Here is a 24891-nt window from a genome sequence, read left to right as displayed (position 1 = left end):
CGATCCCGGGACGTCCTCCGACCTGCGTCGGATCTCCGCGCCGCGCATCCCCTCTAGGGTGGTGGGCATGATGAGCCCGAACGATCGCGCCGCCGACGCCGCCTCGACCCGCCCCGCACCCGCTGTGCCTCCGGGAGAGCACGGCCGCGGCGGACCCGGCCGATCGGGCGAATCCGCCCCCCGCGCCAAGCGCCCCGAGCGCCCCCAGGCGGTGCTCGAGGTCATCGATCGCACCCGCCTGTCGCCGTCGCTGCTGCGCATCTCCCTTGGCGGCCCCGGCATCGCCGACCTCTCGTGCAACGACGCGACCGACCGCTACGTCAAGCTGCTGCTGCCGGACCCGGCCTCCGGCCTGACCCCGCCCTACGACATGGAGGCCCTGCGGCGCGAGCGCCCCGAGGACCTCCCGCGGATCCGCACCTACACCGTGCGCCACTGGGACACCGCAGCGCAGCGCCTCGACATCGACGTGGTCCTCCACGGCGACGGCGAGCTCGAGGGCGTCGCCGCGACCTGGGCCGACAGCGCGCTCCCCGGCGACCGCGTCGCCCTTCGCGGGGCCGGCGGCGCCTACAGCCCCGACCCCGCCGCCGCGCAGCACCTGTTCATCGGCGACCACTCGGCGCTCCCGGCGATCGCGGCGGCGCTCGAGGCCCTGCCCGAGGACGCCCGGGGCCGCGCCGTCATCCAGCTCGAGCACGAGGGCGACCGCCTGCACCTCACCGCCCCCGACGGCGTGCGCATCCAGTACCTCATCGGGGCGCGCGAGCTGCTCCTCGAGACCGCCGCCTCCCTCGAGATCGAGGACCCGAGCGCGCTCGACGCCTTCGTGCACGGCGAGCGCGGGATCATCAAGCAGCTGCGCCGCATCCTCGTGGTCGACAAGGGCATCCCCCGCGACCGCCTGTCCATCTCCGCCTACTGGGCCCTCGGGCGCGTCGAGGACCGCTTCCAGGCCGAGAAGCGCGAGCCGATCGGGCGGATCGACGAGTGACGGCCGACGCCTCCGCCGACCTGGTCACCGGCGCCGACGGCCTCGTCCGCCCGGTCTGGGCCAGCCGCCACGACGATCTGCGCGAGTACTACGACACCGAATGGGGCATGCCCATCCGCGATCAGCGGGGCGTGTTCGAGCGCCTGAGCCTCGAGGCCTTCCAATCGGGCCTGTCCTGGGCCACGATCCTGCGACGCCGCGAGGGCTTCCGCCGCGCCTTCGCCCGCTTCGAGCCCGATGCGGTCGCCGCGTTCGACGAGACCGACATCGAGCGCCTGCTCCAGGACACCGGGATCATCCGCCACCGCGGGAAGATCGAGGCCACGATCGCCAACGCCCGCGCCGCCGTCGCCCTGCGCGATGCCGAGGGGCTCGGTCCGCGCGGAGACCTCGGCCCCGGTGCCACGCTCGCCGACCTCGTCTGGTCCCACCGACCACCGACCACGCCGCGCCCGGCCTCCTTCGCGGAGGTCCCCTCCTCGAGCCCCGCATCGATCGCGCTCGCGAAGGAGCTCAAGCGCCACGGCTTCCGCTTCGTCGGCCCCACCACGATGTTCGCTCTCATGGAGGCGCTCGGCATCGTCGACACCCACCTGCTGGGCTCCCACCGCCGCGGCAGCTCCGGCATCTGGAACGAGGACGGCACGCCCCGCCAGTGATGAGCGCGTGCGCTGGAGCGCGCCGTGCCCTCTGGCGCGGTGCCGGAGCGCGTCACAGTCCGTCACACCGGTTCCGCTCGCCCCGCGGCGCCGCGCACCCTGGAGGCGCTGGTCCACGCGGCACCGGCAGCGGATGAGGAGGAGCGATGGGAACCCAGCACGTGCACGCCGGATGGGACGCACAGGACCCGCACGGCTCGATCGTCCCGCCGATCCACGCCTCCACCGCCTACGCCCACGCCACCCACGCCGACCTGCGCGACCTGTTCGCCCGGCGCCGCGAGGGCTTCGCCTACGCCCGGTCCGGCAATCCCACCACCCGGGTGCTCGAGGAGCGCGTCGCCGCGCTCGAGGGCGGTGCGGCCGCGCTCGCCGTCGCGAGCGGGCAGGCTGCGACCACGATCGCCCTGTGCGCTCTGCTCGCACCGGGCACCCACCTGGTCGCCTCCGAGCGCCTGTACGGCGGGACCACCGAGTTCCTCACCGACACCCTGGCCGACCTCGGCGTCGAGATCACGACCGTCGACCCCTGGGACCTGACCGCCTGGGAGCGCGCGATCCGGCCCGAGACCCGGGCCGTCCTCGTCGAATCGCTCGCCAACCCCGGCTGCGAGGCGGTGGACCTCGACGCGATCAGCGCGATCGCCCACGCCCGCGACGTCGCCGTCGTCGTCGACTCGACGCTCGCGACCCCCGCCCTCTACCGCCCCGGCGACCACGGCGCCGACGTCGTGGTGCACTCCGCGACCAAGTACCTCTCCGGCCACGGCGCCGCGATGGCCGGGGTCATCGTGGACACCGGGCGCTTCGACCCGCGCCGATGTCCCGAGCGCTGGCCCCGCCTCACCGAGGCCAGCGCGCGCTTCGGCGTCGTGTTCGCCGATGAGCGCGGCCCCGGCTGCACGCCGCTGCTGGCCTACGCCCGCGCGAAGTACGTGACCGACTTCGGCGCCACCCTCCCGGCCGCAAGCGCCCATGCCGTGCTGCAGGGGATCGAGACCCTCGACCTGCGGATGGCGCGCATCAGCGCCACGGCGGCCGATCTCGCCGACTGGCTCGGATCGCAGGCGCAGGTCGCGCGCGTGAACCACCCGAGCGCCCCGGGCAGGCCCGACGCCCGGATCATCGCCCGGGACTTCCCCCGCGGCACCGCGGGCGTGTTCAGCATCGACCTGAGCGGGGGAGAGGCCGCCGCCGAGGCCTTCTGCGACGCGCTCGAGCTGTGCACGATCGCCGTGAACATCGGCGACGTCCGCACCCTCGCGTGCCATCCGGCGACGACGACGCACAGCCACCTGCCGCCCGCACGGCGCGCGGTCTGCGGTGCCGGGGACGGGACGGTGCGCCTGTCCATCGGTCTCGAGGACGTCGAGGATCTCCGCGCGGACCTCGCCCGCGGGCTCGCCGCCGCGTCGGGAATCAGCGCTCTCGCCGCGTGAGCTTGCGGATCCGCTGGTACCAGCCTGCCGTGGCGATGCCGGTCTCGACGTCGCCGCCGGCGATCAGACCGGCCGCGGCGCCCATGTACGCGTCGTTGCACGAGGCGCACAGCGTGCGCGTATAGGTCTGGTGGCCGCTGCCCCGGAGCTTCTTGCCGCACTGATCGCATCGCGTCGCCGTGTCCGGCACGCTACCGCACGCCGACCGGGGCGGACGTTACTCACACTTCCGCTAAAAGTGTGAGTAACGATCACTGCCTGCTCACCGTTCGGAGCGCGTGGGGGAGCGCGCCGCCTCGATGTCGCGCTCCCCGCACGAGATCGGCGCCCTCACGTTCCACGGATGGAACGTGAGGGCGCCGAACAGGACCATCTCGAGGAACCGCCGCGTCGAGATCGCGGCGTCAGGGCCGTCGCGTCGAGGTCTCGTCGCCGCGATCGTGGCGACGAGACGCCGCCTCAGGCCTGCTCGATGCCGAGCCGCGCGAGCTCCTCCTCGACGATCTTCGGGTCGAGCTTGACGAAGATCGGCGACGGCTTGGACACCGGAGCACCCGCGGAGATCTCCCGGTGCTCCCACGCGGGGACGTCCGTGTAGTCGCCGGTGATGATCGGGTAGGCGGGCCCGCCGTCGAGGTCCTCGACCTCGCGGATCTCGGGCATCGGCGCGATCACGCGATCACCGCCCAGGGCCTTCTCGACCTCATTGGCGGCATGCGGCAGGAACGGCGCCATCATCGTGTTGAGATCCGTGACGGCCTGCGCCAGCACGTGCAGCACGGTGCCCAGGCGCTCGCGCTGGTCCTCGCCCTTCATGCGGAACGGCTCGGTGCGCGAGACGTACGCGTTGGCCTCGCCCACCAGGCGCATGACCTCCGTGAGGGCCGCGCGCTGGCGGTGGGTCTCGATGAGGTGGCCGACGGTCGCGAAGCCCGCCTCGATCTGGCCGAGCAGCTCGCGGTCGACGTCCTCGAGCTCGCCGAGCGGGGGGATCTCGCCGAAGCTCTTGGCGATCATCGCGGCCGTGCGGTTGACCAGGTTGCCCCAGCCCGCCACGAGCTCGTTGTTGGTGCGCGCCACGAACTCGGCCCACGTGAAGTCGGCGTCCTGGTTCTCGGGGCCCGCGGCGGAGATGAAGTAGCGCAGGGCATCGGGCTGGTAGCGCTCGAGCACGTCGCGCACGTAGATGACGACGCCCTTGGACGAGGAGAACTTCTTGCCCTCCATCGTGAGGAACTCGCTCGAGACCACCTCGGTGGGCAGGTTCAGCTCGCCGTAGACGCCGGGCTCGCCGCCCTTGTCGCCGCGGCCGTTGTGGCCGATCAGCTCCGCCGGCCAGATCTGGGAGTGGAAGACGATGTTGTCCTTGCCCATGAAGTAGTACGACAGCGTCTCCGGGTCGTTCCACCAGCGCCGCCACGCCTCGGGATCGCCGCTGCGGCGTGCCCACTCGATCGACGCGGACAGGTAGCCGATCACGGCGTCGAACCACACGTACAGGCGCTTGGTCGGCTGGTCCTCCCAGCCCGGGACCGGGATCCCCCAGTCGATGTCGCGCGTCATCGCGCGCGGCCGGATCTCGCCCAGGATGTTCTGGGAGAAGCGGATGACGTTGGGGCGCCACAGCCCCGTCGCCTCGCGCTCGTCGAGCCAGCGGCCCAGCTCCGCGGCGAGCGCGGGCAGGTCGAGGAAGTAGTGGGTGGTCTCGACGAACTCCGGGGTCTCGCCGTTGATGCGGGAGACCGGGTCGATGAGGTCGGTCGGGTCCAGCTGGTTGCCGCAGGTGTCGCACTGGTCGCCGCGTGCACCGCCTGCGCCGCAGATCGGGCACGTGCCCTCGATGTAGCGGTCGGGCAGGGTGCGGCCGGTCGACGGGGAGATCGCACCGTGCGTCGTCTGCTCGAGCATGTAGCCGTTGTCGCGGACGGTCCGGAACATCTCCTGGACCACGCTGTAGTGATTGACCGTGGTGGTGCGCGTGAACAGGTCGTAGGACAGGCCCAGCGCGACGAGGTCCTCGACGATCACGCGGTTGTTGCGATCGGCGAGCTCCCGAGCGGAGATGCCCTCAGCGTCGGCGGCCACGAGGATCGGCGTGCCGTGCTCGTCGGTGCCCGAGACCATGAGCACGTCGTGGCCCGCCATGCGCATGTAGCGCGAGAAGACGTCGGAGGGGACGCCGAAGCCGGCGACGTGGCCGATGTGGCGGGGACCGTTGGCGTACGGCCAGGCGACCGCGGACAGGACTGTGCTCATGGGAGCCGATTCTACGGGGCGTGCTCGCGTCTCTGTGCGGTGCGGAGGGGTGGGACGCTCAGGCGACGGAGCATGGGAGGCGCAGGGAGGGAGCACGGGACGCGCAGGCGAGGCGCACGGGGCGTCCGGCCCCGGGCCGATAGCCTGTCGGCCATGAGCACAGAAGGACTCTCCCAGGCCCAGCGCAAGATGCGGGAGGAGGGCGTCCCGCAGACCGCGATCGACGTCTTCACCCGCTACTACGATCAGCTCGAGCAGGGGGTGACCGGCTCCATCCCCGAGGACACCATCGAGCCCTACCTCGACCCGCAGCGCCTCGAGGACGTCCGCATGGACCCCTTCCAGGCCAAGGAGGTCTTCGACAAGCTGGTCGTCATCAACCTCAACGGCGGCCTGGGCACGTCCATGGGAATGGACCGCGCCAAGTCCCTGCTGCCCGTGCGCGACGGCAAGAGCTTCCTCGAGCTCATCGTCGAGCAGGTGCTCGCGGCGCGCCGTGCGACCGGGGCCCGCCTCCCGCTGCTGTTCATGAACTCCTTCCGCACGCAGGCCGACACCCTCGAGGTCCTCGCGAAGTACCCGGACCTGCCCGTGGGTGACCTCCCGCTCGACTTCCTGCAGAACAAGGAGCCCAAGCTCCGCACCGACGACCTCACCCCCGTCGACTGGAAGGCCGATCCCTCGCTCGAGTGGTGCCCGCCCGGCCACGGCGACCTCTACACCGCCCTGCAGACCTCCGGCGTGCTCCAGCAGCTCCTCGACGCGGGCTTCCGGTACGCCTCGGTCTCCAACTCCGACAACCTCGGCACCATCCCCAACCCCGTCATCGCCTCCTGGTTCGCCTCCTCCGGCGCTCCGTACGCCGCCGAGCTGTGCCGCCGCACCCCCGCGGACCGCAAGGGCGGCCACCTCGCCGTCCGCAAGGCCGACGGCCGCCTCATCCTGCGCGACACCGCGCAGACGCCGCCCGAGGAGATGGACTTCTTCACCGACGAGCACCGCCACCCGTTCTTCCACACCAACAACCTGTGGTTCGACCTGGTCAAGCTCGACGAGGTGCTGAAGGCCAACGACGGAGTCATGCCGCTGCCGCTGATCCGCAACGAGAAGACCGTCGACCCCGCCGACAAGACGTCGACCCCCGTGTACCAGATCGAGTCCGCGATGGGCGCCGCGATCGAGGTCTTCGAGGGGGCGACCGCGATCGTCGTCGGCCGCGACCGCTTCCTGCCCGTCAAGGCCACGAGCGACCTGCTGCTGGTGCGCTCGGACGCCTACGACCTCGACGACCGCCGGGCCCTCGTCCAGCGCGTCGAGACGGTGCCGACGGTGTCCCTGGATGCCGAGCACTACAAGCTGATCGGCGACTTCGACGAGCGCTTCCCGGCCGGTGTCCCCTCGATCCGCGAGGCGCGCTCGCTGAGCGTCGAGGGCGACCACGTCTTCGGCGCGGGCGTCATCGCCCGCGGCGAGGCCCGCGTCACCGCGGAGGACCCGCGCGAGATCCCCGACGGGACCGTCATCGAGGGCTGAGCAGCCTGCGCCTGCAGAGCTGAGGAGCCTGCGCCTGCAGAGATGGGCGTGGGAGAGCCGGTCACCCGCATATGTGCAGGTGACCGGCTCTCCCACGCCCACTTCTGTCGGGTATCAGTCCCGCCCGCGCCGGTACCCGCCCGGCCCGACGAGGTCGAGCGCATGGGGGAGGGGGTTGCCGAAGCGGTGGTCGGTCGCGCTGATCGCCTGCTCGTGCAGGAACGCGAGCAGCTCGACGCGCCCGCTCATCACCGGGGCGCCGGTGAACAGGGCCACCTCGACCCGCGACGCCACCGCCTCGAGCAGGGCGTCATCGGCCTCGCCGATCAGACGCACCCGCGTGCGGGACAGCGCGCCGATGCGCCCGGCGAACTGCTCGGCCGTCTCGACGGCCAGCGGGGCGCCGTCGACCAGCGGCTCGGCGACCTCGCGCAGACCAGGATCGGCCACCGACAGCTCCACGTCGGCGCCCGCGGTCGCCGCGGCGTGCAGGACGCGGCGCAGCTGCGCCGGTGTCGTGCCCGCGGCCGCGCGGATCACGGTCGAGACGGGCAGGTGGCGCAGGACGTTGATCTCGCCGTGGAGGTCCTGGGGGTCCCTCGCGGCGAACGTCGTGGCCATGTGCTCGCGGTCGGAGTGGCGGGCGGCGTCGAGCCAGGCCTCCTCGTCCGTCTCGCGGGCGTCGGCCACGTCCACCAGGTGCACGAGGTAGTTCGGGCCGCCCGCCTTCGCGGTCTGCCCGATCGCCGAGCGCTTCCAGCCGCCGAAGGCCTGGCGCTCCACGATCGCGCCCGTGATGCCGCGGTTGATGTAGAGGTTCCCTGCCTCGACGCGGGAGGTCCACAGGGAGATCTCGGCCGGGTCGAGGGAGTGCAGACCCGCCGTGAGCCCGTAGTCGGTGCCGTTCTGCATGCGGATCGCGTCCTCGAGCGTGTCCGCGTGCATGAGACCGAGGATCGGGCCGAAGTACTCGGTGCGGTGGTACTCCGAGCCCTCGGCGACGCCGTCGCGCACCCCGGAGGACCACAGGCGACCGGTCTCGTCGAGCTGCTCGGGACGGGCGAGCCACTCCTCACCGGGACCGAGCGTCGTCAGCCCGGACGCCAGCTTGCCCTCGGCCTTCTCGATCACCGGGCCCACCTGGGCGGTGGGGTCGGTCGGGTACCCGACGCGCAGGCTCAGGACGGCGTCGGCCAGCTGCGAGCGGAAGCGGCGGGAGCGCGTCACCGAGCCCACGGTGATCACGAGCGAGGCCGCCGAGCACTTCTGGCCCGCGTGCCCGAAGGCGCTCAGGGCCACGTCCTTGGCGGCGAGGTCGAGATCCGCCTGGGGCGTCACGATGATCGCGTTCTTGCCGCTCGTCTCCGCCTTGATCCGCAGCTGCGGGCGCCACTGCGCGAAGAGGGTCGCGGTGTCGTAGGCGCCGGTGAGGATGAGCTGGTCGATGCGGGGGTCGGAGACCAGGGCGCGCCCCACCTCGTTCTCCGGCGCGTCCAGCAGGATCAGCGCGTCCTCGGGCACGCCCGCGTCGTGCAGCAGGGCGACCAGGACGGCGCCGCAGCGCCGCGCCTGCGGAGCCGGCTTGACGATCACGGACGAGCCGGTGACGAGGGCCGCCGCCATGCCGCCGGTCGGGATCGCGAGGGGGAAGTTCCACGGGGGCGTCACGAGCGTGAGGCGGCGCGGGGCGATGCGCAGGTCCGCATCGGCGGCGAGGGCCTCCATCCGGTCCGCGTAGTAGAGGAGGAAGTCGATCGCCTCGCTCACCTCGGGGTCGCCCTGCTCGAGCATCTTGCCCGTCTCGGACGCGGCCACCTCCAGCAGCTCCGCGCGGCGGACCGAGAACAGGCGGGCGGCCTCGCGCAGCACCCCGGCGCGCTCGGCGACGGGACGAGCGCTCCACGCGCTCTGGCCCCTCAGGGCCCGCTCGATCGCGGCGTCGACCTCGTCGACGCTCGAGATGCGGGCCGCGTCCGCCTCGGCGATGCCCGCGGTCGAGGAGGGGATCCGGCGCGTGATCGCGGCGGCCCACTCCTGGTTCGCGCGGGTCGACAGATCCGAGTCGGGGGTGTTCGCGAAGCGTCCGGGCTTGGCCGGCAGCACCCGGGACCCGAGCTCGGGGAGGCCCGCGCGGGCCTCGGCGGTGCGGTCCTGGTCGCGGTGGGTCGGGCGCGCCTCCTCACGCAGCGCCCGGGCCAGCGCCAGGCGGAAGCGCTCCTCCTCGCGGGCGAAGAGCTCCGCGCTCGAGTCGAGCTCGAACACGGCGGACATGAAGTTCTCCGAGGAGCCGTTCTCCTCGAGGCGCCGCACGAGGTAGGAGACGGCGACGTCGAACTCGCGCGGGGAGACCACCGGCACGTACAGGCGCATCGAGCCGACGGCGTCGCGCACCACCTGCTGCTGGCCCGGCGCCATGCCCGCGAGCATCTCGAACTCGACCGACGGATCGCCCGGCGCGATGCCCCGCTCGGTCAGCAGCAGGTGCGCGAAGGCGACGTCGAACAGGTTGTGCCCGGCGACGCCGACGTGCAGGGAGCGCAGGGACTCCGGCGTCAGGGCGGCGAGCAGCACCCGCTTGTACTGGGCGTCCGCCTCCTCCTTGGAGTGCAGCGGCGCCTGCTCGAGCCCGTGCAGGGAGGCCTCCACCTGCTCCATGGCGAGGTTCGCGCCCTTGACCACGCGCACCTTGATCGGGGCGCCGCCGCGGGCGACCCGGTCGGCGGCGAAGGCCTGCAAACGCGCCAGGGCGCGCGCGGCGTCGGGAAGGTAGGCCTGCAGCACGATGCCGGTGCGCAGCCCCATGAGCTCGGGCCGGTCCAGGAGGGTCTCGAAGACGTCGAGGGTGAGCTCGAGGTCGCGGTACTCCTCCATGTCCATGTTGATGAACTTCGGGCTCTCGGCGCGCGCGGCGTCGAGGTAGAGCGGCAGCAGGGTGGAGACGACGTGCTCCTTCGTCTCCTCGGCGCCCCACATCGCGAGGTGGTCGACGATCGAGGAGACCTTGATCGAGGCGTAGTCGACGTCGGGGCGTGCGAGCAGGCGCTGGACCCCGGCCAGGCGCCGTCGCGCCTCCTTCGCCCCGAGCACGGCCTCGCCCAGCAGGTTGATGTTCAGCTGCGTGCCGTCGGCCCTGAGGCGTGCGATGGCCCTGCCGAGCTGCGCGTCGCGCGCGTCGAGGATCAGGTGGGAGACCATGCGGCGCATGACCGCCCGGGCGGCGGGGACGACCACCTGGGGAGCCAGCGGCGAGGCGGCGGCGCCGAAGGAGAAGATCCGGCGCAGCGCGGGGGGCAGGAACGCCGGCGAGTCCTGGGCCAGGCGGCGCAACTCGACCGCCGCGGCACGCGGATCCTCGGGGCGGATCACGCGGTCGACGAAGGCGACCGTGAAGTCCAGTCCCTTCGGGTCCTTGAGCAGATCGGCGAGCATCCGCGCCTGGGCGGGCGCGGGCCGCTTCGCGGCGGCCGCCACCCACGAGCGCACCTGCTCGCTGACGGCCTCAGGGGTCACGGACGGGGCCGCCGTGGCGGCGTTCTGGGTGAAGGACAACTGCGTCTCCTGGTCACGACGGGGCACGGCCGCGACCGCGCGGCTGTGCGGAAGAGATGAGGGGGTCGTGGGGCGTCCGCCGGGTGCGACAGCGCCGCATCCGATGCTACGGCGTGGCGACGATCCCCGGGACCGATACGGGATGCCCCGGAAGCATTCGGATAAGAGCCGGGATCGCAGCCGGAACCGCGGCGGGGATCGGGCAGGGATCTCGACGGGGCCTCGATCGGGACGTCGACCGGACGGTCGGGCGGATCCCCCGTGCAGTGACCTGCGGCACTTTGCTGTGGCACCATGGCCCGGTCCGATGCATTCCACCAGGAGGTATCTCCCATGAAGAAGCTCATCTTCCTCGCCGGTCTCGGCATCGGGTTCGTCGTCGGCGCCCGCTCGGGGCGCGAGACCTACGACAAGCTCGAGGCCCAGGCCCGCCAGTTCGTCCAGGACCCGCGCGTGCAGGAGCAGGCCGACAAGGCCCGCGCCGCCGCGCAGGACGCCGCCGCCACGGTCAAGGAGCGCGCCCCCGAGGTCGCCGCCGCGGCCAAGGAGAAGGCGTCCAGCGCCGCCGCCACGGCGAAGGAGAAGGCCTCGAGCGCGACCCATCGCGCTGACGCCGACACCGCTCCCGACGCCGACACCGCTCCCGATGCCGACACCGACAGCCGCGACTCCGCCGCGATCGGCGGCGACGCCGAGGTCGGGGACCGCCCGCTCGAGAGCTGACGGCTCGCACAGCAGGCGTCGTGCATGACCGGCGCCAAGCGGCAGACGGGGCGGCCCGGGGATCACTCCCCGGGCCGCCCCGTCTCGTCGTCCGCGCATGGTGCCGCCGGTGTACCGCACAGCCCGCTCATCGCACCCGCGGTGCGGCCATCGCGCTCGGGTCCCGTCTGGCCCTGCTCCCGTCGGGCCCTGCCCGCTGCGGCGGCGTCAGCCGATGACGCGCGCGCCCGCCGCGTCCTGCTCGCGCATGAAGCACGCCCCGCACAGGGACTCGTAGGTGACCACGGCGCCGTCGTCGATGGCAACCTGATCGCCCTCGAACACGTGGCGCCCGTCGACCACGCGGCAGTTGAACTCCGCCTGCGAGCCGCAGCGGCACATCGTGGGCAGCTTCTCGAAGTTGTCGGCGAGCTCGAACAGGCGCCGCGAGCCCGGGAACTCGTGGGCCAGGAAGTCCGTGCGCAGGCCATAGCAGATGACCGAGACGTCGTCGCGCTTGGCGACGAGGAACAGCTGGTCGATCTGCGCGGGGGAGAGGAACTGGGACTCGTCGACGAGCACGCAGTGCAGCGGCTGATCGCCCTGCGCCGCGGCCGCCGCGCGGATCCGCGCCCGGAGGTCCTCGCCCTCCGCCACGAGCACGTCCACCCGGCGCCGGGCGCCTCCGCGCGCCACGACCCAGTCCTCGCCCTTGGTGTCCAGGGCCGGCTTAACGGTGAGAGTGGCCAGGCCTCGCTCGGCGTAGTTGTACGCCGTCTTGATCAGCGTGTCGGACTTGCCGGAGTTCATCGCCCCGTACTTGAAATGCAGCTTGGCCATCGCAGCAGTCTAGGTCGCCCGGGTGCGGGGGACCGGAGGCCCTCGCCGGGGAAGGCGGCTGCGCCATACTGGATCCCGCGCTCGTCCGAGCCGACAGCTCTCGCATCCGCCGACAAGGAGCACCTGGTGAGTCCCATGCGACCCCGACCGCTGCGCGCGGGAGGGCCTCGGCCTCCGCGCAAGCCGCTCACGCGCAGCAACCGCGCCCACCGGGCCAGCCGCGACAACCTCCGCCGTCGTCTCAGCGCTGGCGACCCGCTGAGCGACTGCGAGCCCGCCCGTCGCATCCCCGTCGGCCTGTCGAGCTCGTCGGTGTTCCCCCTCAAGGTCGAGGACTGCTTCCGCTTCTCCCGGCACATCGGCTACGACGGGGTCGAGGTCATGATCTCCGTCGAGGCCGCGACGCGGGACGTGGCGACCCTGCGGGCGCTGTCGGCCGAGTACCGCCAGCCGATCCTGTCGCTGCACGCCCCCACCCTGTTCCTCCTGCAGCACGTGTGGGGGTGGGACCCGTGGGCGAAGCTCGAGAAGAGCGTCCGGATGGCCCGTGAGCTCGACTGCCCGACCGTGGTCGCCCACCCGCCGTTCCGCTGGCAGGGCTCCTATGCGACGGAGTTCGTCGAGGGCGTGGGCAAGCTCGAGGCCGAGTACGGCGTCGCGATCGCGGTGGAGAACATGTACCCCTGGCGCCTCGGGGTGCGCGAGGCCATGATCTACCTGCCCGACCACGACCCGACCGACGAGGACTATGCGCACGTGACCGTGGACCTCTCGCACGCGGCGACCGCCGGCGATGACGCGCTGGCGATGATCGACCGCCTGGGCGACCGCCTGGCCCACGTGCACATGGCCGACGGCTCCGGCGACACCACCAAGGACGAGCACCTGCCACCCGGGGCGGGCAATCAGCCGTGCGCCGAGGTGCTGCGGCGCCTGGCCAACCGCGGCTGGGAGGGATCCGTTCTGCTCGAGGTCTCCACGAGCGGTCGCCGCGGACCGACCGCTCGGGAGGACGTCCTGCGCCAGTGCCTGCGGTTCACCCGGGCCCACCTGGGCCAGGCGGCCGACGGGACTCCCGCCGACGGGACCAGCGCCGACGGGACCGCTGCCTGACGGCACAGCGGCCTGACCGTGCCGCGTGCGTGCGCCGCGTCCGTGCGCCCGCCCCTCAGGCGACGGGCAGACGGAAGATGGACAATGGGACGACCACGAACGCAGGGACGAAGGCAGAGGACTTGAACGGCAACACGACCATCGTGCATCGGAACACGGCACTGCTCGCGGTCGAGGCGACCGAGGCGCAGGTGCCCGTCAGCTCCGATCAGATCGACGAGTGGCTCGCCCCCGCCCGCCGCCGCCTGCGACTGCCCAAGGGCGTGCTGCAGCGCGTCGCCGGGGTCTATGAGCGCCGCTGGTGGCGCGACACCGAGACCGGCTGGCGCCAGGGGATCGTGCTGGCCGCCGAGCGGGCGATGGCCCGGGCCGGGATCACGCGCGACCAGGTGGGGCTCATGATCAACGCCTCCGTCTCCCGCCAGCACCTCGAGCCGGCGGTCGTCACGAGCGTCCACAACGCCCTCGGCATGCCCACCACCTGCATGGACTTCGACATCACCAACGCCTGCCTGGGCTTCGTCAACGCGATGACGATGGCCGCGAGCATGATCGACTCCGGGCAGATCCAGTACGCGCTCGTGGTGGGCGCCGAGGATGTCGAGGAGGTCCAGCGGGGCACCATCGGCCGCCTGAACTCCAAGGGCGCCACCCGCGCCGACTTCAACAACCAGTTCGCCTCGCTGACCCTCGGCTCCGGTGCGGCCGCCGCCGTGCTGGGCCCGGCAGACCGGCATCCGGAGGGCCACCGCCTGGTGGGGACCCAGGCGCGCGCCGGCACCGAGCACCACGACCTGTGCATCGGCGACATGGACGACATGCGCACCGATTCCGCGGGGCTGCTCGAGAACGGGATCCAGCTGATCCTGGACACGTGGCGCGACGCTAACGAGGCCGGGTTCGATCTGGGCGGCGTCCAGCACGTCATCCCGCACCAGGTCTCGACGGTCTACACGCGCAACTTCGCCAAGGCCACGGGCGTGGGCCTCGACCGGATCCCGGTCACGGTCTCCGACTGGGGCAACGTCGCGGCCGAGGCCGTGCCGATGACCCTCGCCAAGCATCAGCCGAATATCGCCAAGGACGACCGGGTGCTCCTGCTCGGCGTCGGATCCGGCCTCAACACCGCCTTCATGGAGATCACCTGGTGAACACGAGCCCTCTCACGTCCCGTCTCGGCGCCGCCCGTCCGGAGGATCAGGCCGAGGTCCCGCCGCGCCCCGGCGTCGACCCGCGCGCCGACCGCATCGTCACGGTGCGCGACCACGCCGGCATCGAGCGCCGCTGGCACCTGCTGGACTCCGCGCCGCTGCTGGCCGAGCGCGGCGTCGAGCCCGTGGGCACGCTCCTGTGCGTCCACGGCAACCCGACGCACTCCTTCCTGTACCGCTCGCTGATCCGCGAGGACATCCCGTGGCGCGTCATCGCGGTCGACCAGCTCGAGATGGGCTGGTCCGAGCGCACCGGCACCGCCCGGCGCCTGCAGGACCGCATCACCGATCTGTCGCTGCTGACCGACGCCCTCGGCGTGCGCGGGCCCGTCGTCACCGTCGGCCACGACTGGGGCGGCATCGTCTCGGTCGGCTGGGCGCTCGACAACCGCCACGATCTCGTCGGGATGATCCTGTCGAACACCGGCATCCATCAGGACCTCGGGCAGATGCTCCCGGCTTCCCTCGAGCTCGCGAGCGCCCCGGGCTTCCGCCGCGCCTCGACGTCGGTGACCGACGCCTTCCTGCGCACCACGCTGTCGCTGTCGGAGCCGCCGCTGCCCGCCGAGGTCCGCGACGCCTATCTCGCGCCGTACCGGACGCGCGCCCGTCGGGCCGGCATCGAGCAGTTCGTCGCCGACATCCCCGCCGACGCGGACCACCCGAGCCGCCCGACCCTCGAGCGCCTCGCCGCGGGACTGGCCGAGCTGCGCGTGCCCACCTTCATCGCCTGGGGCCCGCGCGACATCTCCTTCACCGAGCGCTTCCTGCGCGGCCTCGTCGAGCGCGTCCCGCACGCGGACGTCCACCGCTTCGAGGGCGCGAGCCACCTGGTGTGGGAGGACGCCGACGTCGCCGGGGTCGTCTCCCGCTGGCTCGAGGCCACCTTCGGGGACGACGCCCGCGCGAACCGCGACCGCGTCGTGCGGGACGGTGCCGACGGCGAGGCCGCCGCGCCGCGCATCGGCGAGCCGATCCGGCGCCTGGCCGCCGACCCGCTGCACGCCCATGAGGCCGCTGTCGTCGAGATGCGCCCCGGTGCCGACGGACCGCGGGAGATCAGCTGGTCGATGCTCGCCGAGCGCACCGACGACCTCGCGGCGGGCATGCTCGCCCACGGGATCCGCCCGGGGGAGCGCGCCGCGATCCTGGTCCCGCCGGGGGCGGACCTCACGGCGGTGCTGTACGCGTGCCTGCGCATCGGCGTCGTCGCCGTCGTCGCGGACGCCGGCCTCGGCGTGCAGGGTCTCACCCGCGCGGTCGTCGGCTCCCACATGGACCACGTCATCGGCATCCCGAAGGCGCTCATGGCGGCCCGGGCGCTCGGCTGGCCGGGGTCGCGGATCTCGGTGGCGGACCTGCCGACGGTCGACCGCCGCGTGCTCGGTGTCGACACGTCGATCACGAGCCTCGCCCGCGAGGGCCGCCGCATGCGCGAGCTGGGCGCTCCGCTCGCGGCATCCTGGCCCGGAGCCGAGGACGACGCCGTCATCCTGTTCACCTCCGGCTCGACCGGTCCCGCCAAGGGCGCCGTCTACACGCACCGGCAGATGGCCGCGATGTTCGAGGCCGTCGGCGCCACGCTCGGGCTCGACCCCGAGCGCGGGCTCGTCGCCGGCTTCGCCCCGTTCGCGCTGCTGGGCCCGGCCCTCGGCGCCCCGTCCGTCGTCCCCGACATGGACGTCACGCGCCCGGGCGAGCTGACCGCCCCCGCCCTCGCGGCCGCGGTGCGCGCCCTCGGCTCCCCGGCCGTGTTCACGGCCCCTGCCGCGCTGCGCAACCTCTTCGACACCGAGGACGCCCTGACCGAGGAGGACCGCACGGCGCTCGCCCGCGTCCCCTCCTACTTCTCAGCCGGCGCCCCGATCCCGGCCCCGCTGCTGCGGCGCCTGACGGAGCTGCTGCCGAACGCCAAGGCCCTCACGCCCTACGGGATGACCGAGTGCCTGGCCGTCACCGCGATCGACCTCGAGGGCATCGAGGCCGCGGGCGAGGGCTCCGGCGTCTGCGTCGGCACCCCGGTGCCGCGGGTCGAGGTCGCGATCGCCGCGATGGACGAGACGGGCCGGGCGACCGCCGACATCTCGACCGCCCCCGGCCGCACCGGCGAGATCCTCGTCAAGGCCCCGCACGTCCGGGACCGGTACCTCATGCTGTGGGACACCACCCGCACCTCCGCCCGCTTCGAGGGCTGGTACGCGACCGGCGACGTCGGCCACCTGGACGATCAGGGCCGCCTGTGGGTCGAGGGCCGCGCCGCCCATGTGCTCGCCACCACACAGGGCCTCGTGACGCCCGTGCTCGTGGAATCCGCCGCGGAGTCCGTGCCGACGGTCCGCCGGGCGGGCGCCGCAGCCGTCGGCCCCGTCGGGACCCAGCAGGTCGTCGTCGTGCTCGAGGTCGAGGGGAAGGCCCGGCCCGGCCGCGCGTCCGCTCCGAAGCCCGCCCAGCCCGCGCTGCAGGAGGCCGTGCGCCGCGCCGTCCGCGAGGCCACCGGCGCCGATCCGGTGGCCGTGTTCACGACCCGCACGCTGCCCACGGACATCCGCCACAACTCCAAGATCGACCGGGCCGCGCTGTCGGCCTGGGCGGAGAAGGCCCTGCAGGGCACGAAGGCGGGCCGGCCGTGAAGATTCTCGTGACAGGTGCCTCCGGCATGCTCGGGGGCACGGTCGCCACCGTGCTCCGCGACCGCGGCGAGGACGTGCGCGCCTTCCAGCGCCGCCCCGCCGCCATCCCGGGCGTCACGGACGTCCAGGGCTCCCTGACCGAGCCGGACGATGTCCGCCGTGCTGTCGAGGGCGTCGACGCCGTGGTGCATCTGGCCGCGAAGGTCGGCATCTCCGGCTCCGAGGACGAGTTCCGGGCCATCAACGTCGGCGGCACCCGCACCCTGCTGGACGCGATGCGCGCGGCGGGCGGCGGACGCCTGGTCAACGTGTCCTCCCCGTCCGTGGCCCACCTCGGCTCCTCGATCGTCGGGCTCGACGCCACGCCCGCGGACCCCGAGCGGGCCCGCGGGCCCTACGCGCGCACCAAGGCCGCCGCCGAGCTCGCCGCGATGGACGCCGATGGGCGCGACGGCATGCTGGTCACCTCGATCCGGCCGCACGTCGTGTGGGGCCCGGGCGACACGCAGCTCGTGGAGCGGATCGTCGACCGCGCCGCGGCGGGACGCATGCCGCTGCTCGACCAGGGGCTCGCCCTCATCGACACCACCTACATGGACAACGCGGCCGAGGCGATCGTCGCGGCGCTCGACCGCATCGAGGTCGTCCACGGCGAGAGCTTCGTCGTCTCCAACGGCGAGCCCCGCACGGTGCGCGACTTCATCGGCGGTCTGTGCGACGCCGCGGGCGTGGCCCGGCCGCGGCTTTGCGTCCCGGGCTCCGTGGTGCGACGGGCCGGACGGCTCATCGAGCGGGTGTGGGAGATCCGTCCCGGCCATGACGAGCCGCCGATGACGGAGTTCCTGGCCGAGCAGCTGTCGACCGCCCACTGGTTCGACCAGCGCCGCACCCGCGAGCGCCTGCAGTGGACGCCCCGCATCAGCCTCGACGAGGGCTTCGCCGAGCTCGCCCGGTACTTCGCCGCCCACCCCATCCGCTGACGCCGCTGCGCATCCGCGCGCTTGCCCTCCCCGATCCCGAGAGAAGCCATGCCATGACCGAGGACCCCGCCCTCACCCCGGATCCGCGTCCGACCGAGCCCGGCGCCGCTGCGTCGCGTCGCGCGGACGACGACGCGGCCCTGCGGGCCGAGGTCGACGCCGAGCTCGCGGCCGAGCGGCGCCAGCGCCGCCTGGCACCGCGCGTCCGCACCGGACTGGTGCTGCTGCTCGGCGCCGCCGTGGCCTGGGCCGCGGCACTCGTGCTGCTCGTGGACAAGATGCAGCTCATCGCCGATCCCGGGTCGAAGCTCGGCTGCGACGTGAACCCCTTCATCTCCTGCGGGTCCGTGATGATGACCTGGCAGGCCTCGGCGTTCGGGATCCCCAACATGGCGATCGGCCTGGGCGGCTTCGCGATCATGGGGACCGTCGGCGCCCTGCTCCTGTCGCGGGTCCAGCCGCCGCGCTGGTTCCGCTGGGCGGTGCTCGGCGGACTCGTCTTCGCCTTCGGCTTCATCCACTTCCTCGCGCTGTCCGCGATCTTCGTGATCCGCGCCCTGTGCCCGTGGTGCATGGTCGTCTGGGTCGCCACCGCGCCGATGTTCTTCGCCTACCTCGCGCACATGGTCGAGGAGCGGGACCTCCCGGTCCCGGGCCCGATCGCCATGGTGCTGCGCCACTGGGCGGTCCTGACGGTGCTGTGGTACGTGCTCGTGGCCGTCACGATCCTGCTCGCATTCCTCCCGCAGTGGATGGCCATGGCCGGGCTCTGAGCCCGCCCGCCTTTCCTCCCCATGTCACCGCCGTCCCCATCGAGGGGGCGGCGGTCTGCGTTCCGGGGGTCTCCCGCCTAGCGTCCGGGGCATGGACGACGCGGATGAGGAGCAGGCGGCGATGGCCCGGGGACGGACGCCGGCCGGGGGCGGCACGGCGCGGGGTGGGCCGGTGGGAGGCGGCACGGTGCGGGGGCGGCACCGCCGCCGGGCGCCGGGCGACGACGCAGATGCCGTCGCGGATGCGGGTCTGCGTGGGGCGCCGCGCGGTCCCGTGGTCCGCCCCCTCCCGATCGTCGAGGAGATCGACCGACGACCCCCGCGTCCGCACCGCACGTGGCGGGACGTGCCGCGGCCTCCGCGCGCCGCGATCCTCGGGACCGCCGCGCTCGCGCTCATCGCCGGAGGCACGTTCCACCTCGCGTCCAGCGGCGGGGCGCTCGATACGGGAGCGCTGCCGGCCGGAACACCGGTCGCCCAGTCGAGCGGCGGTCCGGACGGGGCAGGCGGGAACGGCGCCGACGAGCCCTCCGCGAGCGGTGCCGACGGTGCAGACACTCCCTCCTCGGCAGGAGGCGGAACGGGAGCGGCCGACGGAGGGGCGAGCAGTACGGCCGACTCGGCCGCGACTGGAGAGGCGGGGAACAGAGAGGCGGGGGCCGCGGGCGGCGCCACCGCGAGCGCGGTCGTCCTCGTCCACGTGTCCGGCGCGGTCGTCTCCCCGGGCGTCGTGGAGCTGCGGCCCGGCGATCGCGTCGGCGATGCGATCGAGGCGGCCGGGGGAGCCGAGCCCGAGGCGGACCTCGACGCCGTGAACCTGGCGCGCCCGGTGCAGGACGGCGAGCAGATCCGCATCCCCCTCCCCGGCGAAGAGGTGGAGCAGCCGACGCCGGGGCCCGCATCGGGGCCCGCATCGGGGCCGACGGCGCAGGCCGCCGGCGGGTCCGAGTCCGCGGGCGGCACGGGCGGCGGCGGTGCAGGCGACGCGGACGCCCGCATCGACATCAACACGGCATCGGCCGCCCAGCTCGAGGAGCTCCCGGGCGTGGGCCCTGCGATCGCGCAGCGGATCATCGAGCACCGCGAGGCCGAGGGGCCGTTCGCGAGCGTGGACGACCTCGAGGACGTGCCGGGGATCGGCCCGGCGACGCTCGAGAAGATGCGCGATCGAGCCGTCGTGTGAGCACTCCCGTCCCTGCGCGATCCGCGCTGACCCGCGCCGATCTCCGCCTGGTCCCGACCGCCTGCGCCCTGTGGACGCTCGCCGCCGTCGGCGCCGCTCAGGGGGTGCGCCCCGTGCTCGTGGCCCTCGCACTGCTTGTGGTCGCCGCGCTCGTGCCGATCCTGCTCGCCGGACGCACCGATGCGGTCCGCGCGGTGTGCGCGCACCTGGCGCTGCTGCTGGTCGGAACCCTCCTCCTGCTGCCCGCGGTGCAGCGGGCGCAGGCGGCCCGCGACGTCCTGGAGCAGGCTCAGGCCGATAGCCGCACCGTGACGCTGGAGGCGCGTGTCCTGGAGGAGCCCGAGGCGCGCGAGGGCGGACCCGAGTGGGCCTCTCCGAGCGTCATGGCCCCGGTCGTCCTCCCGGCCGGAACGGTGCGCGTCGGGCGCGAGGAGCATCGGCTGCCCGTCCGCCTGCGCGCGCTCCTGGTCGGCGATGCTGGGACGGCAGCCGCAGGGGAGGGGCCCGCGGAGCTCTCCCTCGCCGGTGCGTCGATGGGGGACGTGGTCCGCATCCGCGGGCGCCCGAGCGTCGAGGGCACCCTCGTGATGATCCGGGTGACCGAGGTGCAGCGGATCGACACCGCCCGCGGCATCCGCGCCCAGCTGCGAGCGGCGGCCCGGGACACGACGGGGACGCTGCCCGCCGATGAGGCCGCCCTCGTGCGCGGCATGACGACGGGGGACACCGCCGGACTGTCCCGCGCGGCCGAGGACGCGATGCAGGGGGCGGGGCTCTCGCACCTCGTCGCCGTCTCGGGCTCGAACCTCGGGCTCGTCCTCGGCGCGGTGCTCGTGCCCCTCCTGCTCCTCGGCGCGCCGCGGCGACCGCGGATCCTGCTCGCCGTGCTCGTCGGCGCCGGGTACGTCGCGCTCGTCGGCGACCACCCGAGCGTGCTGCGGGCCGCCACCATGGCCGCCCCGATGCTCGCCGCCCGCTTCGCCGGGGTGAGGCCCTCGCCCGTCGCGGCCCTCGCGACCGCCCTCGTCCTCTGGTCCGTCGCCGCGCCCCTCGAGGCGGCCTCGATCGGCTTCGTCCTCTCCGCCCTGGCCACCGGCGCCATCCTCGTCCTCGCCCCGCCGACCGCGCGGGCCATTGGCTCGCTCTCCCGCGAGCGCCTGAGCGGGCCGGCGGCCCTCGTCGTCGCCGTCCCGCTCGTCGCCCAGGCGGCGTGCACCCCCGTGCTCATCCTGCTCGTCCCCGAGGTGTCGCTCTGGACCGTGGCGGCGAACCTGCTCGCCGCGCCCCTCGTCGGGCCCGCCACGGTGCTGGGGCTGATCGCCGTGGTCATCGGCCCGCTCGCACCGGGTCTCGCCGGTGTGCTCTGGCTGCTGCCCGCGGGCTCGGCGCACCTCGTCCTCCTGATCGCCCACGGCGCCGCATCCCTGCCCGGAGCGCACATCGCCGTGCCCGACGGGGCGGCAGGGGCGCTCGGAGCGGTCGCGGTCCTCGCAGCGGTCGCGGCGATGACCGCGCTGCGCCATCGTCGCGCGGTCCGCTGGCTCGCGGCGGTCGCGGCCGCCGTGCTCATCGCCCAGGGGGCGGCGCGCTGCTCCCCGTGGCTGCCGGGCGCAGCACAGGGCTGGACGGTCGCCGCCTGCGCGGTCGGCCAGGGGGACGCGACGCTCCTGCGGACCCTCCCGCCCGGCGCAGACCCGTTCGTGGTCCTCATCGACACCGGCCCCGATCCTGCGGCCCTCACGGCCTGCCTGGACGACCTGCGCGTCGAGCGCATCGACCTGCTGGTCCTCACCCATCCGCATGCCGACCACGTCGGCGGGAACGCCGCGCTCACGGGGCCGCGGATGCCGCGGGAGCAATGGGTGTGCCCGTCCCGAGATGCCCAGGGCGCCGCGGTCCCGGGGCCGGCTGCGCGGCCTGTCGTCCGCGGGGACGGGGCGGACCTGCCGGGGCTGCGCCTGGATGTGCTGTGGCCGCTCAGCGCCGAGGACGTCGTCCGTGTGGCCGCGCGCGAGACCTCGAGCTCCGAGCAGGGCGATGCGAACGACTGCTCCGTCGTCCTCGCCGCGACCTGGTCGGACGGCTCCCGCTTCGTGGGCCTGGGCGATCTCGAGCCCGAGGCGCAGGCGTCCCTCGCCGAGCTCGGGCCCGGCCCGACCGACCTCGTCAAGGTCGCCCACCACGGCTCTCGGCGCCAGGACGGCGCGCTCTACGCGGCGCTCTCCCCGTCGCTCGCCCTGGTCGAGGTGGGCCAGGACAACACCTTCGGCCACCCCGCCCCGGCGACCCTGACGATGCTCGACGTCCTGGGGACGCCCGCGGTGCGCACCGACCGCGACGGCACGGTCGTGCTGACGCCGCGCGCGGCGGCGGACAGCATGCAGGGCTCGGGAGACGGCTCCGAGGGGGCGTCTCCCGGCGCCCCCGGCTGGGACCTCGCAGATGCCCGGTCCGTCGGTCCGCCTCGATAGGATCGAGCGCGCATCGACCGACCGAACGCACCGACCGACCGCACTGACGAAGCAGAGGGGGCCCTGTGGCCGACGTCGCCTGGCACAGCGTGGACCTGGCCCCCATCGTCCTGCTCCACGGCACCGAGCCCCTCCTCGCCCAGCGCGCCCTCGAGCGCCTGCGCGACCAGGCGCGCGCGAGAGACCCCGAGACGGCGTGGCACACGCTCGGCGGCGAAGGCGGCGCCACCTCGCTCGCCCAGGTCGCGAGCCCCTCCCTGTTCGGCGAGAGCCGCTTCGTGACAGTGCCCGATCTGCAGAGCGCGCCCGAGGCCCTCATCGCCGAGATCGACGCCTACCGCGCCGCCCCGGAGGCCGACGTCGCGCTCGTGCTGGTCCACCGCGGCGGCAATCGCGCCAAGAAGCTGCTGGACGCCCTGCGCAGGAGCGGCGTGCCGCGCGTGGCCTGCGACCCCATCAAGAAGCCCGCGGACAAGCAGACCTTCGTGACGGCGGAGTTCACCCGGCACCGTCGCCGCATCCAGCCCGAGGCCGCGGCCGCCCTCGTCGACGCCTTCGGCGGCGACCTGTCCGAGCTCGCCGCGATCAGCCGGCAGCTCCTCGAGGACACGACGCCCGAGGACCCGGAGGCGACGGCGCCGCCGGTCACCCTCGCGGACGTCCGCACGGTGACGGCCGGTCGCGTCGAGTCGACCGCCTTCGCGGTGGCCGATGCCGCGATCGCCGGCCGCGAGGCCGAGGCCCTCGTGCTCCTCCAGCAGGCCAGCCTGGCCGGTGTGGACCCCGTCCCGCTCGTCGCCGCGGTCGCGATGAAGGTGCGCGGCCTGGCCAAGGTGACCGCGCCCGGGGCGAGCGCCCGCACCCTGGGCATGCCCGACTGGATGCTGCGCAACCTCTCGCGCGAGGCCCGCGCCTGGAACGACCGCTCCCTGGCCCGCGCCATCGACGCGGTGGCCCGCGCCGATCACGAGGTCAAGGGCGCCGGACGCGATCCCCGCTGGTCGGTCCAGCGCATGGTGGTCGAGATCTGCCGCGCCCGCCGGGGTCGCTGAGCACTCTGGCGGAGCTCGCTCTGCGGGAACTCGCTGACCACCCCGCCGGGACAGCACGACGCCCCGCCCGGCGGTGCCGGACGGGGCGTCGAGATGCGGGCTCAGCCCGCGCAGGTCACTTGCCGAGACCGGCGACCAGGGCGGCCAGACCCGACTTGCGGTTGGCGGCCTGGTTCTTGTGGATGACGCCCTTGGAGACGGCCTTGTCGAGCTTGCGCGAAGCATCCTTGAGCGCGGTGCCGGCGACCTCGGCGTCACCGGCGGCGACGGCGGAGCGGACCTTGCGGACGTAGGTCTTCAGCTCGGACTTGTAGGCCTTGTTGCGCTGACGAGCCTTCTCGTTCGTCTTGTTGCGCTTGATCTGGGACTTGATGTTTGCCACGTGTACGACTCTTCTCTTCGTGCTGCGGAGTGGATCTCCCGTGGCGTTGAGGCGCACGGACGACGGGGACGGGCGGTGGGGATCGCCTGGAGACGTCGACCGCGGTTCACGACCACGGACTACTCGAGCGGTTCGCAGCGACGTCGCCACCCGGACACGGAGGGGCTGGACGCCGTGCGCACACCGATCGGTATGTCACACATACAAGGAGCGAGCCTAGCAGAGGGCGCCCCGCGGCCGGTGGCCGCGGGAGCGTGTCCTGGGTCCCATCCTGCCCCTCGCTCCCCGTCCGCGGATCCGCCGCAGGCGGTCCGGGGCCGAGTGCGGTCAGCGCCAGCCGTGGACCTCGGCGACGGCGTCGGCGACCGCGCTGAAGCGCTCGGCGTCCAGTCGTGCGCCCTCGCGGCGCACCGCGTCGATCGGGATCCGCAGCAGGCGGTCGGCACGCACCTCGGAGGGCCGCCCCTGGCGGTCCCAGGCCCCCGTACCCACATCCACCCACGTGTTCCCGTGCTCGTCGGTGTGGGTGCCGCGGCCGCGGTCGTGGGAGGTGAGAATGAGCGCCACGAGCACCTGGCCGTCGCCGTCGCGACCGCCGACCGAGGCATCCTCGCGGGCGATCACCAGCACGGGGCGGTCCTTGCCCTGGGTGATGTCCTCCTCGAACGCCACCCAGGCCCACACGACCTCGCCCGGATCGGCGCGCTCGTCGTCGACGGGGGCGTAGCGCAGCGCGAGGGCGGGGGAGGAATCGCGATCGGCGAGGGCCCCGTCGCGGCGGTCGTCGTCCTGCGCGGTGCCGGCGCGCGAGCTGGCGCGGGTGCCGGACCGCTGCGGGGAACGGTCGTCCGATCGCTCATCCGAACGGTCGCCGCCAGCCTTCTGGGCGGCGGCGCGCGCCAGGTCGCGGCCGGCCCGGCGGGCCTCGGGGGAGCGGAGGACGGAGCCGAGCAGGTCGGCCAGGTGCGAGGTGAAGGACATGGGGCGATGGTAGCGAGGGGTGCGAGAGCGGACACGTCTGCCTCGCGCCACGGGGCCGTGCACACGGACGCGTGAGACGATGACGTGTCGGGCGCGCGAGCGCCCGGCCGCCTCCGCGCGCCGCCCGCCGGGCCGCGCGGCCC

Annotated in this window: 19 protein-coding genes; 13 read left to right on the top strand and 6 right to left on the bottom strand. The window is 73.7% G+C overall.

What is annotated here, in order from left to right; translation table 11 throughout:
- The first annotated feature begins 67 nt into the window (after positions 1-67).
- The 3 genes from FM110_RS09325 (at position 68) to FM110_RS09315 (ending at position 3092) form a co-directional block, all read left to right on the top strand.
- Positions 68-994, top strand: a complete 927-nt coding sequence (locus FM110_RS09325; RefSeq protein ID WP_234992144.1) for a siderophore-interacting protein — start codon at positions 68-70, stop codon at positions 992-994.
- Complete coding sequence (locus FM110_RS09320; RefSeq protein WP_087104491.1) at positions 991-1653, top strand: DNA-3-methyladenine glycosylase I; 663 nt, start codon at positions 991-993, stop codon at positions 1651-1653. The genes FM110_RS09325 and FM110_RS09320 overlap by 4 nt, the downstream gene beginning before the upstream one ends.
- 146 nt (positions 1654-1799) lie before the next feature.
- Positions 1800-3092 carry an O-acetylhomoserine aminocarboxypropyltransferase/cysteine synthase family protein gene (locus FM110_RS09315; protein ID WP_087104490.1) on the top strand — a complete coding sequence of 431 codons (1293 nt, stop codon included), beginning with the start codon at positions 1800-1802 and terminating at the stop codon, positions 3090-3092.
- Here the strand turns inward: FM110_RS09315 and FM110_RS09310 are convergent.
- Together FM110_RS09310 and metG are read right to left on the bottom strand one after the other, a co-directional pair.
- A complete protein-coding gene (locus FM110_RS09310; protein ID WP_087104489.1) occupies positions 3073-3282 on the bottom strand; it encodes a hypothetical protein in 210 nt (69 codons plus the stop codon). The two genes, FM110_RS09315 and FM110_RS09310, sit on opposite strands and share 20 nt — an antisense overlap.
- 269 nt (positions 3283-3551) lie before the next feature.
- A complete protein-coding gene (metG, locus tag FM110_RS09305; protein WP_087104488.1) occupies positions 3552-5348 on the bottom strand; it encodes a methionine--tRNA ligase in 1797 nt (598 codons plus the stop codon).
- Positions 5349-5501: 153 nt separating this feature from the next.
- On the opposite strand from metG, the gene FM110_RS09300 reads away from it, so the two are divergent.
- The gene (locus tag FM110_RS09300; RefSeq protein ID WP_087104487.1) at positions 5502-6881 is read left to right on the top strand and encodes a UTP--glucose-1-phosphate uridylyltransferase; all 1380 of its coding nucleotides are present in this window, start codon (positions 5502-5504) and stop codon (positions 6879-6881) included.
- 114 nt (positions 6882-6995) lie between these two features.
- Here FM110_RS09300 and FM110_RS09295 read toward each other — a convergent pair whose 3' ends face one another.
- Positions 6996-10430 carry a bifunctional proline dehydrogenase/L-glutamate gamma-semialdehyde dehydrogenase gene (locus FM110_RS09295; RefSeq protein ID WP_234992142.1) on the bottom strand — a complete coding sequence of 1145 codons (3435 nt, stop codon included), beginning with the start codon at positions 10428-10430 and terminating at the stop codon, positions 6996-6998.
- A 333-nt stretch (positions 10431-10763) separates the two neighbouring features.
- On the opposite strand from FM110_RS09295, the gene FM110_RS09290 reads away from it, so the two are divergent.
- Positions 10764-11153 carry a hypothetical protein gene (locus FM110_RS09290; RefSeq protein ID WP_087104486.1) on the top strand — a complete coding sequence of 130 codons (390 nt, stop codon included), beginning with the start codon at positions 10764-10766 and terminating at the stop codon, positions 11151-11153.
- A 207-nt stretch (positions 11154-11360) separates the two neighbouring features.
- Here the strand turns inward: FM110_RS09290 and FM110_RS09285 are convergent, their stop codons facing one another.
- Positions 11361-11972: a thymidine kinase gene (locus FM110_RS09285; RefSeq protein WP_087104485.1), complete on the bottom strand. Its 612-nt coding sequence runs from the start codon at positions 11970-11972 to the stop codon at positions 11361-11363.
- A 126-nt stretch (positions 11973-12098) separates the two neighbouring features.
- On the opposite strand from FM110_RS09285, the gene FM110_RS09280 reads away from it, so the two are divergent.
- The 8 genes from FM110_RS09280 to holA all read left to right on the top strand — a co-directional run bounded on the left by FM110_RS09280 (position 12099) and on the right by holA (position 23385).
- Positions 12099-13085, top strand: a complete 987-nt coding sequence (locus tag FM110_RS09280; RefSeq protein WP_407641041.1) for a sugar phosphate isomerase/epimerase family protein — start codon at positions 12099-12101, stop codon at positions 13083-13085.
- Between the two features lie 122 nt (positions 13086-13207).
- Positions 13208-14236 (top strand): 3-oxoacyl-ACP synthase III, encoded by a 1029-nt coding sequence (locus FM110_RS09275; RefSeq protein WP_234992140.1) that lies wholly within the window; start codon positions 13208-13210, stop codon positions 14234-14236.
- Positions 14233-16926, top strand: coding sequence for an alpha/beta fold hydrolase (locus FM110_RS09270; protein ID WP_234992138.1), 2694 nt, complete (start codon positions 14233-14235; stop codon positions 16924-16926). The genes FM110_RS09275 and FM110_RS09270 overlap by 4 nt, the downstream gene beginning before the upstream one ends.
- Positions 16923-17906: an NAD-dependent epimerase/dehydratase family protein gene (locus FM110_RS09265; protein WP_087104481.1), complete on the top strand. Its 984-nt coding sequence runs from the start codon at positions 16923-16925 to the stop codon at positions 17904-17906. Before FM110_RS09270 ends, FM110_RS09265 begins: the two co-directional genes overlap by 4 nt.
- Before the next feature lie 53 nt (positions 17907-17959).
- Complete coding sequence (locus FM110_RS09260) at positions 17960-18679, top strand: vitamin K epoxide reductase family protein (RefSeq protein WP_087104480.1); 720 nt, start codon at positions 17960-17962, stop codon at positions 18677-18679.
- A 91-nt stretch (positions 18680-18770) separates the two neighbouring features.
- Positions 18771-19862, top strand: coding sequence for a ComEA family DNA-binding protein (locus tag FM110_RS09255; RefSeq protein ID WP_234992136.1), 1092 nt, complete (start codon positions 18771-18773; stop codon positions 19860-19862).
- Positions 19859-22333 (top strand): ComEC/Rec2 family competence protein, encoded by a 2475-nt coding sequence (locus FM110_RS09250; RefSeq protein WP_234992133.1) that lies wholly within the window; start codon positions 19859-19861, stop codon positions 22331-22333. The genes FM110_RS09255 and FM110_RS09250 overlap by 4 nt, the downstream gene beginning before the upstream one ends.
- A gap of 65 nt (positions 22334-22398) precedes the next feature.
- Positions 22399-23385, top strand: coding sequence for a DNA polymerase III subunit delta (holA, locus tag FM110_RS09245; protein WP_087104478.1), 987 nt, complete (start codon positions 22399-22401; stop codon positions 23383-23385).
- Positions 23386-23500: 115 nt separating this feature from the next.
- On the opposite strand, the gene rpsT is transcribed toward holA, so the two are convergent.
- Both rpsT and FM110_RS09235 read right to left on the bottom strand, forming a co-directional pair.
- On the bottom strand, positions 23501-23767 hold the full coding sequence (gene rpsT, locus FM110_RS09240; RefSeq protein WP_087104477.1) for a 30S ribosomal protein S20: 267 nt from the start codon (positions 23765-23767) through the stop codon (positions 23501-23503).
- 327 nt (positions 23768-24094) lie between these two features.
- Positions 24095-24748 (bottom strand): type II toxin-antitoxin system PemK/MazF family toxin, encoded by a 654-nt coding sequence (locus FM110_RS09235; RefSeq protein ID WP_087104476.1) that lies wholly within the window; start codon positions 24746-24748, stop codon positions 24095-24097.
- Between the last annotated feature and the right edge of the window lie 143 nt (positions 24749-24891).

The organism is Brachybacterium nesterenkovii, assembly GCF_900163655.1.
In the GTDB taxonomy this organism is placed as follows: domain Bacteria; phylum Actinomycetota; class Actinomycetes; order Actinomycetales; family Dermabacteraceae; genus Brachybacterium; species Brachybacterium nesterenkovii.
The sequence above is the reverse complement of the archived record's forward strand: the minus strand, read 5'-3'. Positions and strand labels throughout refer to the sequence as shown.

Bases quoted from the DNA above. Each gene is read 5' to 3' on its own strand.
- FM110_RS09325 (WP_234992144.1), top strand. From the start codon at position 68: ATGATGAGCCCGAACGATCGCGCCGCCGACGCCGCCTCGACCCGCCCC.
- FM110_RS09315 (WP_087104490.1), top strand. From the start codon at position 1,800: ATGGGAACCCAGCACGTGCACGCCGGATGGGACGCACAGGACCCGCAC.
- metG (WP_087104488.1), bottom strand. From the start codon at position 5,348: ATGAGCACAGTCCTGTCCGCGGTCGCCTGGCCGTACGCCAACGGTCCC.
- FM110_RS09300 (WP_087104487.1), top strand. From the start codon at position 5,502: ATGAGCACAGAAGGACTCTCCCAGGCCCAGCGCAAGATGCGGGAGGAG.
- FM110_RS09290 (WP_087104486.1), top strand. From the start codon at position 10,764: ATGAAGAAGCTCATCTTCCTCGCCGGTCTCGGCATCGGGTTCGTCGTC.
- FM110_RS09285 (WP_087104485.1), bottom strand. From the start codon at position 11,972: ATGGCCAAGCTGCATTTCAAGTACGGGGCGATGAACTCCGGCAAGTCC.
- FM110_RS09260 (WP_087104480.1), top strand. From the start codon at position 17,960: ATGACCGAGGACCCCGCCCTCACCCCGGATCCGCGTCCGACCGAGCCC.
- FM110_RS09255 (WP_234992136.1), top strand. From the start codon at position 18,771: ATGGACGACGCGGATGAGGAGCAGGCGGCGATGGCCCGGGGACGGACG.
- FM110_RS09235 (WP_087104476.1), bottom strand. From the start codon at position 24,748: ATGTCCTTCACCTCGCACCTGGCCGACCTGCTCGGCTCCGTCCTCCGC.